Below are 16,088 nucleotides of genomic sequence, written 5' to 3'. Positions count from 1 at the left end.
TGCTTGCGCGTCGCGAACGCAAGACTATCGGGTTCGCGAAGCCCGGACGCATCAGGGCACGAAAGACAGAAACAGATAGGCGGCCAGCAGCGAGAGATGCACGGCTCCCTGAAGGATCGTCGTGCGCCCCGTGCCGAGCGTGAGCGTGCTGATCAGCAATGTCAGCGCGAGCAGCACGGTGTCCCTGCCCGTGATGCCGAGCGTGAGCGGGCGGTCCATCCAGATGAACACCAGCGCGACGGTCGGAATCGTCAGGCCGATGCTCGCGAGCGCCGAGCCGAGCGCGAGATTCAGGCTCGTCTGCAAGCGGTTGGCCCGTGCCGCGCGCACGGCGGCAAGCCCTTCGGGCAGCAGCACGAGCGCCGCGATCACGATGCCGACCACCGCGATGGGCGCGCCCGCTTCGAGTACCGCGCGCTCGACGACGGGCGACAGCACTTTCGCGAGCAGCACGACGGCGACGAGGCACACCATCAGCAATACGCTGCTCGTCAGCGCAATGCGCGCGCTGGGCGGCGCGGCGTGCGCGTCTTCGTCGCCGGCGGCATCGGCGAGAAAGTAGTCGCGGTGGCGCACCGTCTGCACGAACACGAAGACGCCGTACAGCACCAGCGAGGACACGCCCGCGAACGCAAGTTGCGAGGCAGTGAGCGCGGGTCCGAGCGTGACGCTGATGTGGTTGGGCATCACGAGCGACAGCCCCGACAGCGACGCGAGCACGGCCAGCGCCGCGCTCGCGCCGCGAATCTGGAAGCCTTGCTCGCGATGACGCAGTCCGCCGAACAGCAGGCAGACGCCGACGATACCGTTGCACACGAGCATCACGGCGGCGAACACGGTATCGCGCGCAAGTCCCGCTTTCTCAGGGCCGGCCGACAGCATCACCGACACGATCAGCGCGACCTCGATCACCGTCACGGCGACGGCGAGGACGAGCGTGCCGAACGGCTCGCCGATGCGATGCGCGACCACTTCCGCATGATGCACGCCCGCGAATACCGAGCACCCGAGCGCGATGGCCGCGAGTGCCACCAGCAGCCCGTTGCCGGGCAGCGCATAAGCGCCGCCGAGCACGACCCACGCGAGCAGAGGAGCCGCGATCGTCCAGCGGGGCAGTACGGGCGATGTCGATGCCATGTGCGTTTCAGTCCGTTATCGTTGTTCGGATGGCCTGGGCGCGAATGCGCAGCTTGATGAGCCGCGCGTACCCGAAATTAAAGCAGTTCGGCTCACTGCGTGTATGACGGCTCAGGTCACGATGCGCAACACGCAAAGAAAAACACCGCTCCTCGCGGCGAAGAGCGGTGTGTGTCGTGCATGATCCGGGTGCTCGCGTCGCGAGCCCCCGAGGCCTTGCGTTGAACTTATTGCCCGACGGGGCGGATCGTCAGCGCGTTCTTCACCGACGTCACGCCTGCGACGTTTTCCGCGACCTGCGTGGCCTTGTCGACTTGCGGCTGCTCTGGCACCGAGCCCTGCAGCGTCACCGCACCGCTCCTCGCGCGGACCGTGATGTTGGCGACACTGATGTCCTTGCTCTTCGACAGCGCAGCGCGCACCTTCTTCGCCAGCGCGCGGTCAGCCGACTTCGCTGCCTTCTGGGTCTGCTTCGCGCTGGGCTGGTTGGTCATGTCGGCATCGCTTGCCTGAGCATAGGCGTTGATCGACGCCAGAACCACGAGCGCGCCACCTACCAACTTGATTGCCTGAATCGCCTTCATACACTTTCTCCTGTTGTCATGATTTGCGACGGTGTCGCGCTTGAACGGACCCGTCAAACGGGCCGTCATACGGGATACCACTGCACTACCACTTCGGTACTTCGCGATGAAAACGGCTGGAAAGATGCTACTGGTTGGATAGGCATCGGGTGGCTTGCCGATCTGGCGCGCAAGCCGGAACACCGATGCGGCTGGCCGGACAGTAACGATACCTCAATTGGTTCCATAGTGAAGACATGGGCCATCGGGATGAGGCATCGGTACAACGGATGGGCGCCGGATCGACGCCATTCGTGCCGGATTGCGTGCATCGTGCATGGATACGGGCGGCGCGTCATCATGCTGCAAACTGTTTAGTCCACGCGGCCGACCCGTTCGCTGCCGACGAATCCTCGCATGGTCACGACAACGCTTCCTATCGTTCCTCTTCGTCGCAACGATCTACCCGTCGATACGGTTGACCTTGCGCGCTTCATGCTGGGTAAATACCTGGTCCACGATGAGCGCGAAGGGCGTGTGGCGGGACGCATCGTCGAGACGGAGGCCTATCCCGTCGGCGATTCGACCAATCACGCGTGGCCCGGGCGGCGCGCGTATAACGGCTCGATGTTCCTCGATCGGGGGCACGCGTATGTGCGGCTCACCTATGGCATCTACAACGTGATCAACGTGGTGAGCGAGCGCGAAGGGACGGGGGCCGCCGTGCTGATCCGAGCGCTGGAGCCCATCGAAGGGATCGAATGGATGCAGGCGCGCCGGCCTGATGCGAAGCCGCGCGATCTCGCGCGCGGTCCCGGCAGGCTCGCGCTTGCGCTGGGCATCGATCTGGGCTTTGACGGCGCCGACCTCTGCACGGGGCGCGGCTTGTGGCTCGGCGCAATCGACGGAAAACCCGTGCCGTTCGCGGTGACGACGCGCATCGGCATTGCGCGCGAGACGCATCGTCTGTTGCGCTTCTATGAGCCGGGCAGCCCGTTCGTCAGCGGACCGCGCAAGCTGTTGTCAGCAGGATGAGCTGCGCGGCGGCGGCTTGCGGCGCCGCGCTTCGCGAAGGCCCGGTGATGTCCCGTCCGCCGTGGCATGTGGCAGCCGGCACGCTTGCCGCATCGATGGGCAAACGCCGATGTGCCCCGTCATTATTACCGTGCGGCATCCCATGAATCGACACACGGCACGGAGGCTGCGCGACTTTTGCACTCAGCGCAATTAAGTATCTCCGATATAGGGGTTTTCCCTCGGCACGACGGTGGCTACACTGAACTTACTTGCTTCACACACGGTGTGTGAAGCGGCTGATAAAACAACCTCGGAGGTAGTTACCATGAAATCGTTGATCAAGGCTGTCGTTATTGCTGCTGTTCTCGCCTCTCCCGTCGTTTCGTTCGCGCAGTCGAACCAGCCCGTCACCCGCGCACAGGTTCGCTCGGAACTGATCCAGCTGGAGAAGGCAGGCTATAACCCCGCAACGGCTTCGGATCCGCGCTATCCGGCCGACATCCAGGCTGCCGAAGCACGCGTCCAGGCGCAGAACGGCGCTGTCGCGCAAGCGCCCACCGCCGATACGGGCTACGGTGCGGCGACCAACGGCTCGTCGCAATCGGGCGCTGCAAAGCGGCTGAGCCCGACGCAGAACGTCTACTTCGGGAATTAATTGTCGTCAGGGGCCGCGAAGTTCGCGGCCCTGCATGCGTGCTTTCGAAGAACAATGAAGCGCGCATGACAAACATCGTAACGGCGGTGCGGCGCAGAGTTCAGAAGCCCGTGTCCGTGTCGCCGTCGACGAAAACCTGAACCTCCGCCGCCTCAAGGTGGCTTTGCCCAACCTCGCGGATTGGGCTTTTTTTATTGGCGCGAGCGAGCAAGCGACCGAACGAACGGACCAACGGGTGGCGAGTTGGGCGTGTCGAATGCCGCTGTCGCGACGACGAAAAGCAAGTCGCGACGGCGGCGGGCGCAAGCGCTCCTACGCACCGTGAATGTAGTGCTCCAGCTGCTGGATCGTGAACTGCTGCTCGGCGATGATGTTCTTCACGAGGTCGCCGATCGACACCATGCCGATCAGCTTGTCATCCTCCATCACGGGCAGGTGCCGCATGCGACGCTCGGTCATCAGCGCCATGCACTGGTCGGTGGTTTGCTCCGGCGTCACGAAGCGCACCGCGCTGCTCATGATGTCGCGTACGGCCGTCGTCTTCGACGAGCGGTCCATCAGCACGATCTTGCGCGCATAGTCGCGTTCGGTGACGATCCCCGCGATCGACCCGTTCTCCTTGACGATCAATGCGCCGATCTGCTTTTCCGCCATCAGCTTGATGGCGTTGTAGACGGAATCGGATGCCTCGATCGTGTAGACGTCTTGATTCGGCTTCGATTTGAGTACTTGTGCAACGCTAGTCATGGAGCGGCTCCGTTTGCTGTGCAGCACGCCCGGCCGCGGCGCGCTGGGGTGAAGAAGGGGCACGTCAAGCGCAGATCAGGCGCAGGTCAAGTATAGGCCTCGATGGCGGCTGCGGCGACGCTCGCTTCGCCTGGTTCCGTGGGGTCCGGCACGCATGCCATGCGATCGCCAACGCGATGGATCAGTGCCTTGTTCGTCCGGCTTCGTTCGTTCCATTTGATGCAATGGCGGATGCGCTGCATCGCTCGCGCGCACCATCGCGAAGCAGGCGACAGGTAGAATTCACGGTTTAGCGGTAAACTCCGCTCTGTACTTGTTCCGCCGGTTTCTTTTTTTACCCCGGTCTTCATCCCCGTTAGTTCACGGGTTCATGTCCGCAATACCGCTAACGCCATGCCCATGTCTCACGAGCCGTCGCAAGCAGACGGCGCCCCCACCGGCGAATGCGTCGCGCTCGACGCGACGGCCACGCTTCCAACCCGCTACGGCATTTTCACGTCCTATGTGTTTCGTGTGAACGACACGGGCGCGGAACATGTTGCGCTCGTGATGGGCGATGTCGCGAACAAACAGTCGGTGCTCACGCGCCTGCATTCGGAGTGTCTGACGGGCGACGTGCTGGGCTCGTATCGCTGCGACTGCGGCGAACAACTGGATCTCGCGCTGCGCTATATCGCAGCCGAAGGTTGCGGCGTGCTGCTCTATCTGCGCGGACATGAAGGACGCGGCATCGGGCTGTCGAACAAGATCCGCGCATATGCATTGCAGGAGCAGGGCCGCGATACCGTCGAGGCGAATCTCGACCTCGGTCTGCCCGAAGACTCGCGCGAGTACGATTCGGCGGCCGCCATTCTGCGGCTGCTGAAGGTGACATCCGTGCGCTTGATGAGCAACAACCCGAAGAAGTTCGACACGCTGTCGAAGCACGGCATTCCCGTCTGCGAACGGGTTGCGCTGGCGATTCCGATGCGCGAAGAGAACGAGCGCTATATCCGCACGAAACAGGTGAAGTTTGGGCACTATTTCGAGGAGAACGAATAGTAGAAAGCTAAAGATTCACGAGAGCCGCAGTCCATAAGGCTCTCGTTCATCAAAACCTTATCCGGCAAGGCGAAGCGCTAGCCAGGCGCTTTCGGAGTGGCCAGCGCTTTCATTCAGTGCGGCGATCGCCGAATGGGAGGAAGCAGCGAACGGCGCGCGACGTCGGCGACCGCGCGAACGAGCCGCGAAAGTGCAAGGCAAAATCGAACGGTGGCGAATTCGAGTCCCCCTTAAAGCGTCACCTTACCGCCTTTCCCATCAGTAACTTGAAGGAAGTCGCGAAGCTCCGGGTATTGCGTCGCAAACCAGAGAAGGGCGGCACCGCCAAATCGACGAGCGAATTCATCGTCGATTGGATTGTCGGCGTTGACCTCGTGCTCCACTGCCAGATTCAAACGGGCTCCCTTGAGGATGCGGGCATCGACGAACCCTGTCTTTATGGCCTTCGTCTCGGGATCGTAGTAAGAAACAAAGTACTCAACCATCAGTAGCCTCTACATGCTTGATAATCTCGGAAAGCCTGCTCTTTGCAGGCAAGGTACGTCCGCGCATCGCCGCCATACATTTTGCTGAGGGCATTACAGTATGTCATGCGCACTTCGTACATGGCATCGCATTTAGCCTCCTCCGCATCACTCACGCCACGCGCCGCGATGTCCTGCACATCGCCGGGAGGGGTATCGTCAGAGTACTCGAACGGTTGCGCATCGCCGAGCGGCGTCGATGCGCCCTCATCCGGTACCGGACTCGTCCGCGAAGTTCTCAGCCATGTCGGGTGTACCGTCGCCATCGTTCGCCGGACCTGAACCGCCGCCGAGCACAGCGCCGGCTACCACTTCGAGCAGGCCGCTGCAGTCGTCGCCGTTGCTTGCAGCCATTGCAGCCCGAGCAGCCTTCAATTGCTTTTCCCATGTGGCCGGATCATACGGACCAGACAAGACAGGTTCGCCGTCCCATGTCAGGGGACCGGGCCCCGCATTCTCGAAGGCGGCCCACTTTGTGCCACCACTTCTGCGGAATGCGCCTCCGCCTGACTGCTGCCGCCAACGCAGCGGCGCGGGCGTAGGCCGGAACGTCATTGGAAGCGAGCGCCAGTCACGGTTGATGACGGGCACAAGCAGTCCGTCACGCACGGCCTGTTTGAGCGCGCGCTCGATGCCCACGTTATCGGTCGGCAGGTCCCAATGAACGACGTTCAACTGATGGCTCAGGAATGAGCGGATCGCATCGATATCCGGGGCAATGGTTCGCCGGAAGTCGTAATTGGAACGGAAGTACCGGTCGAAGGTGTGCTTGTCATCTTCGATTTCGCGTTCCCGCTCACGGCGCATGTCCCAGTCGGCGAAGCGGCGCACAGAAAGGCTATAGAACTCCCTGGCGGGTACTAGCTCGCATTGCCACGTGCCGATATCAAGCGGCACATGAAGCGCGTTATACGACATCTACCCTCCCGTAGTGCCGCATTCGGCCCCCTGTCGTTTGATTGATGGGCGGGTATACGTAGCATGGAACCGGGGCGAGACGGAGTGTCGTGACGATTTATGACAGAAGCTTGTACGCATGGAGTTACGCGATGATAAGGCCACTCGTCGCGTAAGTTACATATTGTGGCCTTTCCGGAAAGGGGCTAGTCAATCCTTCGAGGAACGAGTGACTCTTTTGCGTCTCGCTTCATTCGCGTAATGGCCTCGCCAATGGCGAGGCCATTTGTTTTCGTGGATTCAGAAGATCATGAAGTCATCGTTGCTGTCGGGAATCGCGTTCAGCAACTGTTCCAGCCGATACCATCCGAGCCGCGCGGCCAGATGCGTCGCGAACGCGTACAGCCCCTTTGCCGCGTTGTGATGTGCGTCACGGCTTCGAGCCGAAGCGTCCCGGCTCATGCGCAACAAAGAACAGCACTGCATGTGACGCTCCTCGCAAAAGAGGCGCACGTATTCGACAGCATCTAGCGCGCGTCGATCGCGGACACCAGTGCGGCAAACACGTCGCGCAGTTCAGTTTTGCCGAAGCGCCGCTCGCTTGCGCCCGCTTCGACATCGATGCGACCAGCGTTCTGCGCGTCGTAGAGATCGACGATGAGTTGCGCGTGATTGGCGTTGAGTCCTGCGCGCAGGAGCGTCGCCGTCCACTCGCTACGCGGCAACGCGCATGCGACGATGGCGCGCCCGGCCACTTCGCTCAATGCGCGGGCGACGCCGTTCGCATCATGGCGCTGGGGGCCTTCGACGCTCACGACACGGACCCCATCGCCGCCATGTCCATCGATCAGCAACTGTGCGGCAAGCATGCCGACATCGTGCGCCGACACCGACGGGAACGCCCTGTCGACGGGATGATGCAGGCTCGGCAGCAAACCCGTCGCGAGTGCGGCGGGCAGCACGCGCGCCCAGTTCTGCATGTGCTCTGCCGAGCGCAGCAGCGTCAGGCGCGGCACAGCTTCGCGGAATGCCCTTTCGAGGTGATGGAACAACATCGTGATGCCCGTGCCCGTATCGAGTTCGGCGCCATAGTCGGACAGCGCGACGACATGCACCTCGGGATGCTCGCGCAGCGCGCGGGCTGCCACATCGATCATGCGACGCATCGAGCCGGCAGGATCGGGGTCACGATGCGGCACGGGACACAGCATCTGCACGCCGTGAGCGCCGACGAGCGCGCGCGTCACCGATGCGTCATCCGTCAGATCGCCTGGCACGACCTCACAACCGAGGCGCTCGAGCGCCTCGCGCTGGGCAGGGTTTCGCACAACGGCGCGCACGGCGTGGCCCGCGTGCCGCAATGCCGTTGCCGCCGTGCGTCCCACGTTGCCCGCTGCGCCAAAAATCACGAACATCATCCGGCTCCTCGATCGTTCAGATGACATCAAGCGTAAGCCGCGACGACGTGCGAAGCGCGCATGCAAGGATGCAGAACAGCAGATCCGGATGACGATCTGCGTGCGATGGCAGTCCACATGAATCGACGGCCTGCAGGCTGGCGCGAAACGAAGCACAATGCGTCGATCTGAACGATGACGGAAGGGGCAGGCGATGAATGCAGTCAACGGTCGGCTGGTGCCGCACTCCGGCGCGCGCGAGAGCTTGCGTTCGAGCGCGTCGCTCGGCTGGTCCCGTTTCGGCGCGGAACTCGTCGGGGTGGCCGCCGGCGCACATCGCATTCCGGCGATGGCGCATCATCGCGTTGGCGTGCATGTCGGCGCGCCTGTGAGAGCCGTGTGCCGATGCAACGGCCACCGTTATGCGCGAATTCAGGCACATGGCGATGCCGATGTGATTCCAGCCGGGCTCGACGGCGAGTGGTCCGATGACGCAAGCTGTACGATCTTGCGCATCTGGATTGCCGACGATTTCGCGCGCGAGACGTTCGACCAACTTGGCCTGCGTGCAGCCGATGCGCAGATTCGCCCGCAATTCCAGATGCGCGACGCGCGGTTTCAGCATCTGGCCTGGGCCATGCGCGCGGAACTCGAAGCCGAATACGCATCCGATCCGCTTTACGCGGAGAGCCTGTGCACAGCCATGATCGTGAGGCTCGCGGGCGCCGGCGTCCCACGCGACGACAAAAGACGCACGCTGTCGCCGCGTGTTGCTGCGTGCGTGAGCGACTATATCGAGTCGCATCTCGACGAACGTCTGACGCTCGCCGAACTCGCCGCGCTCGCCGCACTGAGCGTGCCGCATTTCAAGGTGCTGTTTCGCGAGACGTTCGGCGTGCCCGTACATCGGCATGTCGTGCTGCGGCGCGTAGAGCGTGCGCAATCGCTGCTGTTGCAAGGGCGCCTGAGCGCGAGCCAGGTCGCGCTCGAAACCGGCTTTGCACATCAGAGCCACATGGCGCACTGGATGAAGCGGCTGCTCGGCGTGACGCCGCGCGATCTCGCCGGCAACGGCGAGAGACGGCTGATCATTGCGCGCTAGCGCAGGGCGTTGCGTTCGCGCCGCATGCGATTCAGCCCGCCTGTGATTCAGCTTTTCACGCGCGCCGCGGCGGGATCGTATGGCGCTTTCAGATGCAGCGTAGCCGGCAGCAGATCGCCGGCGACATCGATCTGATAGCGGCCGCTCGTGAGCCATGCTTCGTCGAGCGCGCCGTCGTCGCGCTTCACGTAACCCATCGCAACCGGGCAGCCGAGCGTATGCCCGAACGCCGCCGACGTGACGAAGCCCGCCACGTTGCCATCGCGCAGGATCGCCTCGCCGCCCCATAGCATGCGATCGCTTGCGCCGTCCGCAGTGAGCACGACGAGACGTTTGCGCAGCGGTTCGCCGCGCAGCTTGACGAGCGCATCGCGGCCGACGAACGGAATATCCTTGTCGAGCTTGCACGCGAACGCGAGCCCCGCTTCGAACGGATTCGTATCTGGCGACAACTCGCGCCCCCATGCGCGATAACCTTTCTCGATGCGCAGCGACTCCAATGCATAATAGCCCGCGTTTTTCAGGCCAAAACGCGTGCCCGCCTGATGCAGCGTTTCATAGACGCCCACTGCGAATTCGACGGGTACATACAGCTCCCATCCGAGTTCGCCGACATACGTGATGCGCGTCGCGCGCACCGTCGCATAGCCGATATCGACTTCGCGGCTCTGCCCGAATGCGAACGCCGCATGGCTCCAGTCGGCCTTCGACACGCTCGCGAGCAGATCGCGCGCACGCGGTCCCATCACCGCGAGCACCGCATATTGACCCGTCACATCGACGAGCATGCAGTGGCTGTCGCGCGGAATGCGCTTGTCGATCATGTCGAAGTCGCGCGTGGTTTGCGCGGAGCCCGTGACGAGCAGATATTCGTCGGCGGCGAGACGCGTGAGCGTGAAATCCGATTCGTAGCCGCCGCGCGCGTTGAGCATGCCCGTATAGACGGTCGTGCCCGGCGGCACGGCGACGTCGTTCGCGACGATGTGCTGCAACACGGCTTCGGCATCGCGTCCCTTGATAAGAAATTTGGAGAACGACGTCATGTCGAAGAGCGCAACGCGTTCGCGGCATGCGCGATGTTCGTCGCCGCTCCAGGGCAGCCAGTTCTGTTGGCCGAACGCGTAGTCGATGCGCGCCTGCTCACGCGTCGGCGCAAAGAAATTCGCGCGTTCCCAACCCATCTTGCTGCCGAAGCATGCGCCTTCGTCCCGCAGCAACGCATGAAGGGGCGAGCGCCGGAAGGGACGCGCGCTATCGAGTTCGCGGTTTGGCCACGGCATCGCGTAGTGCAGGCCGAGCGTCTCCTTAATGCGGTCGTGCAGCCATATATCGTTTCCGTTGAAGCGCGCGAAGCGGCGAATATCGACGGGCCACAGGTCCATCGTCGGCTCGCCGGCGACGATCCACTCGGCGAGCGCCATGCCCGCGCCACCTGCCGACGCGATCCCCATCGAGTTGAATCCCGCGCCGACATAGAAGTTGCGCAGCTCGGGCGCTTCCCCAAGGATGAAGTTGTTGTCGGGCGTGAACGACTCGGGGCCGTTGTAGAACTGGCGCACCTGGGCCGTCTCCAGCGCAGGCACGCGTTGCAGTGCGTTCTCCATCAGGATCTGGAATTGATCCCAGTCGTCGGGCAGCAACTGAAACTCGAAGTTCTCCGGAATGCCGTTCATGCCCCACGGCTTCGCATCCGGTTCGAAGCCGCCCATCACTAGGCCGCCGACTTCTTCCTTGAAGTAGATATAGCCGTCCGGGTCGCGCATCACGGGCAGATCGGGATGCACGCCCGCAATCCTGTCCGTGACGATGTAGTAGTGCTCGGCCGAATGCAGCGGCACGGTGACGTCGCACAGCCGCCCCACGGCCTTCGCCCACTGACCCGCGCAATTGACGACGATCTCCGCCGCGATCGCGCCTTCGTTGCCCGCCTTGTCGCGCCACGCGACGCCGCTCGCCTCGCGGCCCTCGCGCGTCTGCCGCGTGCGGATCGCGGTGACGCGCGTGTTCTCGACGATGCGCGCGCCGCGCCGCCGTGCGCCGCGCGCGAGCGCCTGCGTCAGGTCGGTTGGGTTCGCCTTGCCGTCGCCGGGCAGCCAGACTGCGCCGAGCAGATCGTCGGTGCGCATGGGCGGCCACAGCTCGCCCGCTTCCTTCGCGCCGATCACGTCGCACGTCACGCCATACGCGCGCGCGACAGCGGCCGTGCGCTTCAGCTGCGTCGTCCGCTCGGGCGAGCGCGCCACCGACAGCGAACCGCATTGCTTCCAGCCCGTCGCGAGCCCCGTGTCCGCTTCGAGCTCCGCGTACAGCGCGGTCGAATAGCGGATCAGCTTCGTCATGCTTTCCTGCGCGCGCAACTGACCGACCAGCCCGGCCGCATGCCACGTCGTGCCGCACGACAGCTGGCCCTGTTCGAGCAGCACGACATCCGTCCAGCCGAGCTTCGTGAGATGCCAGGCGAGCGAGCATCCAATGATGCCGCCGCCCACGATGACGACGCGTGCCTGCGTCGGAGGATTGGTTGACATGTGTTGGATCTCGCTGAGGTTTGTGGAATTGCGTTGAGGTATGTGGAAATGCGTCGATGCGTACTTTGCCGCAAAAATGCGCGCAATGCAATGTTGCGGGCACTTTTCATGCGAGTAGATAAGCGGGGATGTGTGGAAGTGATTGGATTCGTGTTGGCCTCAGTCGCAAGTGTCTGCTAGACTCGCGCCAATTTCCGACCGCCGCCGCCGATGTTCGCCAACCACCGACAGAACGAGATCCTGCGTCTCGTCCGCGCGCAACAGACCTGCACCATTACCTATCTGGCGAACACGTTCGCCGTGTCCGACGAAACCATTCGGCGCGATCTGAAGCCGCTCGTCGCCGAGGGGCTGCTCGTCAAGGTGCACGGCGGCATCATGTTGCCCGCGCAACTCGACGAGCCGCCGTTCAGCCGCCGCATGGTCGAGCAGCGCGACGCCAAGCGTGCGATCGCGGCGCGCATCGCGCAGATGATCCACGACGGCGATTCACTGTTGCTCGACGGCGGCACGACTTGCGTGCATATCGCTCACGCGCTCGAATCGCATTCGCGCCTGACGGTCGTCACCAATTCCGCCGAGATCGCGCATCTGCTCGCGCCGCGCAACGGCAACCGCGTGCTGATGGCGGGCGGCGAACTTCGTGCCGACGATGCGTCCGCTGTTGGCGAGAGCGCGCTCGCTTTCGTCCGGCAATTTCACGTGCGTTATGCGATCGTGTCGATCACGGCTATCGACGCGAAGGGGCGCTTCATGGACGCGCAGCCCGCCGATGCCGCGCTTGCGCTCGCGGCGTTCTCGCAAGCGGAGCGACGCGTCGTCGCCGCCGATCACACGAAGTTCGGCCACAGTGCGCTCGCTCACGTATTCGGCCCGGACGGTCTCGACATCCTGGTCACGGATGTCGCGCCGGCTGCGGCGCTGTCGAAAGTTCTGACGGCGGCGGGCGTCGAAGTGATCTGCGCGGCGCCCATAGGCGGAGCAGGCGGGGCCGGCCTCTGATCGTGAGCGGCGCACCGCATCGGCCACGGACCTGAAGTGCGGCGCCGCAAGAGCCGCCAACGCGATCAGGGGAACTGTCCTGGGCCCACGCATGGGCGTGTGAAGCCGGGATAAGCCGCTTATCGCCGCCATCGACCGATTTAACGAAGTGGTTCACCGGCTGCACAAAAAATGAGAGGTTAATTGACTGATTGAATTCGTTCTAATAATCTTCACCCCGATTTAAATGAAAGCGTCAACGACGACGCTTGAATTGTTAAATCTTTCCGGTAATTGGAATGAACTCTCTATTGCGTGAATGTTAAATCCGCAAAGGGACGTTTGTGATGCAGTGCCGCATGCACGGGCGGCCTTGTTCGCCGGCTGGTCATCAGTCGCCCGCCAGTCATTTCCAACTGCGAAAAGCTGAGACACTCCGCGCAAAGCGAGCAGCGGCGCTCGTTTCAGGGCGGCGGCACAATAAGCCGGTGAAGTATCGCCGACAGCGAAATGCAAGAAAAATCCGCTCGCAAGAGGCGGTCAAAAGAAGTCGAGTTCGCGCCTCTTATAACCGGCTGTTCGATGAGCCGTAATAGGGTGCGAAGGCATTAAAGCAATATCGGGCTATCAAGGCATTGTCGGGCAATGTGAAGGAATTGGCCCGCAATCGATGCAGGAGTTGAACGCCAGGCCAATGTGGAATTCCAATTTCATATCGCCGGTTGTGGTCCTTCATCCACGATTTCCCGGTCGGACGGAAACAACGATTGAGCGTTGCGGGGTTTTATGAGAATTGCAGTTCTGGAGGAGACACGGGCGCAAGCCGAATTCGTGTGCGGAACGCTGTCGGCGGCGGGGCACGCCTGCCATGCATTCGACGATGGACAGGCGCTGATCGGGCAACTGCGTAGCCAGCCGTTCGATGTGCTCGTGCTCGATCGCAATGCATCGGGCCTGTCGCCTGGTCAGGTGCTGCGCTGGGTCCGCGAGAATCTCACCGAGCGTTTGCCCGTCCTCCTGTTGATGAGCGCAGACGACACGTCCGACCAGATAGCGGACGTCGACGATTGTCTCGTCAAGCCCATCAGCGCGGCGACGCTGCTCGCGCGCGTCGGCATGCTGTTGCGCGGCACCGGCCAGGGGCTGGTGGCGGGAAAGGAAGTGTTCGGCGAATACGAATTCGAGCCGGGCTCGAAGCGCGTCCATGTGCGCGGCCATTCCGTCACGCTTACGCACAAGGAATTCGAACTCGCGCTGCTGCTGTTCAAGCATCTGAGCCGACCGCTGTCGCGCTCGCATATTCTCGATGCGATCTGGAAACAGGCGGCGGCCATTCCGTCGCGCACGATGGACACGCACGTGTCGATGCTGCGCACGAAGCTCGGCTTGCGTCCCGAGAACGGCTACCGGCTGATGCCGATCTACGGTTACGGCTACCGTCTCGAACGCATCGAGAAGGGCGACACGTAAGCGGCGCTCAAAGGCTTTCGAGCGGCGCTCAACGCGCATCGTCGTGCGCCTGCTGCTGCATCGACTGCATCGACGTCGCGTCTTCGCAAGCGGATTTCTGATCGCGCCACGTGTTCTCGAAGAGACACGCATCGAGCGGCATGCGTTTTGCCCAGCCTTCCGATTCGAGCATCGGCTCGGGATAAAAACGCTCCACATGCCCTAGACACAGAATGGCGACGGGCCGCGCCCCTTCCGGCATGCCGAGCATAGCGCGCACTTCGTCGGCATCGAACAGCGACACCCAGCCCATTCCAAGCCCTTCCGCGCGCGCCGCGAGCCACATGTTCTGGATCGCGCACGCCACCGAAGCCAGATCCATTTCCGGCAGCGTGCGCCGTCCGAAGATGTGCTTCTCGCGGCCGTCCATCAGCGCCATCACGAGCAGTTCGCCGCATTCGAGCATGCCTTCGACCTTCAGCTTCATGAACTCGTCGCGCCGCTTGCCGAGCGCATCCGCCGTCAGCACGCGCTCGCGCTCGACGGCGGCATGCAGCTTCTGCCGAAGCGCGGGGTCGGTGATGCGTCCGATCCGCCACGGCTGCATATAGCCGACGCTCGGCGCGTGATGCGCGGCATCGACGAGGCGCGCGAGGACGGCGGGATCGACGGGCGTTGGAACGAAGTGGCGCATGTCGCGCCGCTCGTAGATCGCGCGGTAGACCGCCGCGCGTTCGGCGTCGTCAAAAGGCTCGGCCATCGAAGAGGGCGGCCGCGAAGGCCGGATTGGACGGCCAGTAGCCGTGCATGTAAGTGGCGACGATCGAACCCTGGCGATAGACGGCTTCGCCGGGCGCGTCGGACTGTGCGCGCGTCGCGTGACGCACGGGCGCGAGCGGCGTGCTCACGCGCGAGTAGTGAAACGTGTGGCCCGTCAGCGTGCCGTGCACGCGGTCGTCGATCTGCTGCATGCCGAGCGCGGTGAAACGCGTCTGCATTGCGGCATGACCGGGCACCAGACCGAGCATCGGCGTCGTGACACCTTGCGTGTCGGTGACGCTGTCGAGCAGATACAGCATCCCGCCGCACTCGGCGACGATGGTCTTGTTCGCAGCGGCATGCGCGCGGACGGATGCCGCGCTGCGCGCGTTGGCTGCAAGCGCAGGCGCGTGCAGTTCCGGATAGCCGCCGGGCAGATAGAGCGCGTTCGCATCGACGGGAACACGCTCGTCGGCGAGTGGCGAGAAATACGTGACGCGCGCGCCCAGCGCTTCGAGCAATTGCACGTTCGCCGGATAGATGAACGCAAACGCAGCGTCGCGCGCGACGGCGATATGCATGCCGTCGAGCATTCGCGGCAGCGGCGCTTCGTGCGCGGGCTCGTCGAACGTCACGACGGGCGGCAGTTGCGCGAGCGCCGTCGATGCGAGCGCATCGGCGGCACGATCGAGCCGTGCGTCGAGATCGCCGATTTCCTCAGCTTGCAGCAAGCCCAGATGTCGATCGGGCAATTCGATCGCATCGGTGCTCGACAGATAGCCGAGCATCTTCAGATCGGCGGGCAACGACTCTTCGAGCATCTGCGCGTGACGCGCGGAGCCGACCCGGTTCGCGAACACGCCATGAAACGGCACATCCGGACGAAAGCGCGCAAGGCCGAACGCGACCGCGCCGAAGGTCTGTGCCATCGCTTTCGCCGAAATCACGGCGGCGACGGGCACGTTGAATTTCGCGGCGAGATCGGCGCTGCTCGGCGTGCCATCGAAAAGGCCCATCACGCCTTCGATCAGGATCAGATCCGCGTCGCGCGCCGCTTCGGCGAGCAGCGCGCGGCATGCACGTTCGCCGACCATCCACAGATCCAGTGACAGCACGCTCGCGCCGCTCGCGCGCGCGAGGATCATGGGATCGAGGAAGTCGGGGCCCGTCTTGAACACGCGCACGTCGCGCCCCATGCGCCGATGATGCCGCGCGAGCGCGGCCGTGATCGTCGTCTTGCCCTGGCCCGACGCCGGCGCGCTGATGAAGAGAGCGGGGCACGCGGGCATCG

General features: G+C 63.4%; 16 protein-coding genes. 6 read left to right on the top strand and 10 right to left on the bottom strand.

The window, feature by feature from the left end:
• Positions 1–51: 51 nt before the first annotated feature.
• Entirely contained in the window at positions 52–1,137 is a 1,086-nt protein-coding gene (locus tag AB4Y32_RS08735) for a calcium:proton antiporter (RefSeq protein ID WP_368720928.1), read from the bottom strand.
• A gap of 227 nt (positions 1,138–1,364) precedes the next feature.
• Positions 1,365–1,721 (bottom strand): BON domain-containing protein, encoded by a 357-nt coding sequence (locus tag AB4Y32_RS08730; RefSeq protein WP_368720927.1) that lies wholly within the window; start codon positions 1,719–1,721, stop codon positions 1,365–1,367.
• A 396-nt stretch (positions 1,722–2,117) separates the two neighbouring features.
• Between AB4Y32_RS08730 and AB4Y32_RS08725 the strand changes: the two genes are divergently transcribed.
• Positions 2,118–2,735: a DNA-3-methyladenine glycosylase gene (locus AB4Y32_RS08725; protein ID WP_368720926.1), complete on the top strand. Its 618-nt coding sequence runs from the start codon at positions 2,118–2,120 to the stop codon at positions 2,733–2,735.
• A 307-nt stretch (positions 2,736–3,042) separates the two neighbouring features.
• A complete protein-coding gene (locus AB4Y32_RS08720; protein WP_368720925.1) occupies positions 3,043–3,372 on the top strand; it encodes a DUF4148 domain-containing protein in 330 nt (109 codons plus the stop codon).
• A 312-nt stretch (positions 3,373–3,684) separates the two neighbouring features.
• Here AB4Y32_RS08720 and AB4Y32_RS08715 read toward each other — a convergent pair whose 3' ends face one another.
• Positions 3,685–4,119 (bottom strand): CBS domain-containing protein, encoded by a 435-nt coding sequence (locus AB4Y32_RS08715; protein WP_368720924.1) that lies wholly within the window; start codon positions 4,117–4,119, stop codon positions 3,685–3,687.
• A gap of 399 nt (positions 4,120–4,518) precedes the next feature.
• On the opposite strand from AB4Y32_RS08715, the gene ribA reads away from it, so the two are divergent.
• A complete protein-coding gene (ribA, locus tag AB4Y32_RS08710) occupies positions 4,519–5,160 on the top strand; it encodes a GTP cyclohydrolase II (RefSeq protein WP_152764009.1) in 642 nt (213 codons plus the stop codon).
• A gap of 230 nt (positions 5,161–5,390) precedes the next feature.
• On the opposite strand, the gene AB4Y32_RS08705 is transcribed toward ribA, so the two are convergent.
• The 4 genes from AB4Y32_RS08705 to AB4Y32_RS08690 all read right to left on the bottom strand — a co-directional run bounded on the left by AB4Y32_RS08705 (position 5,391) and on the right by AB4Y32_RS08690 (position 7,996).
• Positions 5,391–5,645: a hypothetical protein gene (locus AB4Y32_RS08705; protein WP_368720923.1), complete on the bottom strand. Its 255-nt coding sequence runs from the start codon at positions 5,643–5,645 to the stop codon at positions 5,391–5,393.
• A 246-nt stretch (positions 5,646–5,891) separates the two neighbouring features.
• Positions 5,892–6,602: a hypothetical protein gene (locus AB4Y32_RS08700; RefSeq protein WP_368720922.1), complete on the bottom strand. Its 711-nt coding sequence runs from the start codon at positions 6,600–6,602 to the stop codon at positions 5,892–5,894.
• A 279-nt stretch (positions 6,603–6,881) separates the two neighbouring features.
• Positions 6,882–7,067, bottom strand: a complete 186-nt coding sequence (locus tag AB4Y32_RS08695) for a hypothetical protein (protein WP_368720921.1) — start codon at positions 7,065–7,067, stop codon at positions 6,882–6,884.
• A 41-nt stretch (positions 7,068–7,108) separates the two neighbouring features.
• Entirely contained in the window at positions 7,109–7,996 is an 888-nt protein-coding gene (locus AB4Y32_RS08690) for an NmrA family NAD(P)-binding protein (protein ID WP_368721090.1), read from the bottom strand.
• 196 nt (positions 7,997–8,192) lie between these two features.
• Between AB4Y32_RS08690 and AB4Y32_RS08685 the strand changes: the two genes are divergently transcribed.
• The gene (locus AB4Y32_RS08685) at positions 8,193–9,080 is read left to right on the top strand and encodes a helix-turn-helix transcriptional regulator (RefSeq protein WP_368720920.1); all 888 of its coding nucleotides are present in this window, start codon (positions 8,193–8,195) and stop codon (positions 9,078–9,080) included.
• Between the two features lie 47 nt (positions 9,081–9,127).
• Here the strand turns inward: AB4Y32_RS08685 and AB4Y32_RS08680 are convergent, their stop codons facing one another.
• On the bottom strand, positions 9,128–11,608 hold the full coding sequence (locus tag AB4Y32_RS08680) for an FAD-dependent oxidoreductase (protein WP_368720919.1): 2,481 nt from the start codon (positions 11,606–11,608) through the stop codon (positions 9,128–9,130).
• Between the two features lie 210 nt (positions 11,609–11,818).
• Between AB4Y32_RS08680 and AB4Y32_RS08675 the strand changes: the two genes are divergently transcribed.
• Together AB4Y32_RS08675 and AB4Y32_RS08670 are read left to right on the top strand one after the other, a co-directional pair.
• Positions 11,819–12,610 carry a DeoR/GlpR family DNA-binding transcription regulator gene (locus AB4Y32_RS08675; RefSeq protein WP_368720918.1) on the top strand — a complete coding sequence of 264 codons (792 nt, stop codon included), beginning with the start codon at positions 11,819–11,821 and terminating at the stop codon, positions 12,608–12,610.
• Positions 12,611–13,375: 765 nt separating this feature from the next.
• A complete protein-coding gene (locus AB4Y32_RS08670; RefSeq protein WP_368720917.1) occupies positions 13,376–14,059 on the top strand; it encodes a response regulator transcription factor in 684 nt (227 codons plus the stop codon).
• 28 nt (positions 14,060–14,087) lie between these two features.
• Here the strand turns inward: AB4Y32_RS08670 and bluB are convergent, their stop codons facing one another.
• Positions 14,088–14,798: a 5,6-dimethylbenzimidazole synthase gene (gene bluB / locus AB4Y32_RS08665; RefSeq protein WP_368720916.1), complete on the bottom strand. Its 711-nt coding sequence runs from the start codon at positions 14,796–14,798 to the stop codon at positions 14,088–14,090.
• The gene (locus AB4Y32_RS08660) at positions 14,782–16,086 is read right to left on the bottom strand and encodes a cobyrinate a,c-diamide synthase (RefSeq protein WP_368720915.1); all 1,305 of its coding nucleotides are present in this window, start codon (positions 16,084–16,086) and stop codon (positions 14,782–14,784) included. The genes bluB and AB4Y32_RS08660 overlap by 17 nt, the downstream gene beginning before the upstream one ends.
• Between the last annotated feature and the right edge of the window lie 2 nt (positions 16,087–16,088).

Origin of the sequence: Paraburkholderia phymatum, assembly GCF_040965635.1 — a bacterium.
Taxonomy (GTDB): Bacteria; Pseudomonadota; Gammaproteobacteria; order Burkholderiales; family Burkholderiaceae; genus Paraburkholderia; species Paraburkholderia phymatum_B.
The sequence above is the reverse complement of the archived record's forward strand: the minus strand, read 5'-3'. Positions and strand labels throughout refer to the sequence as shown.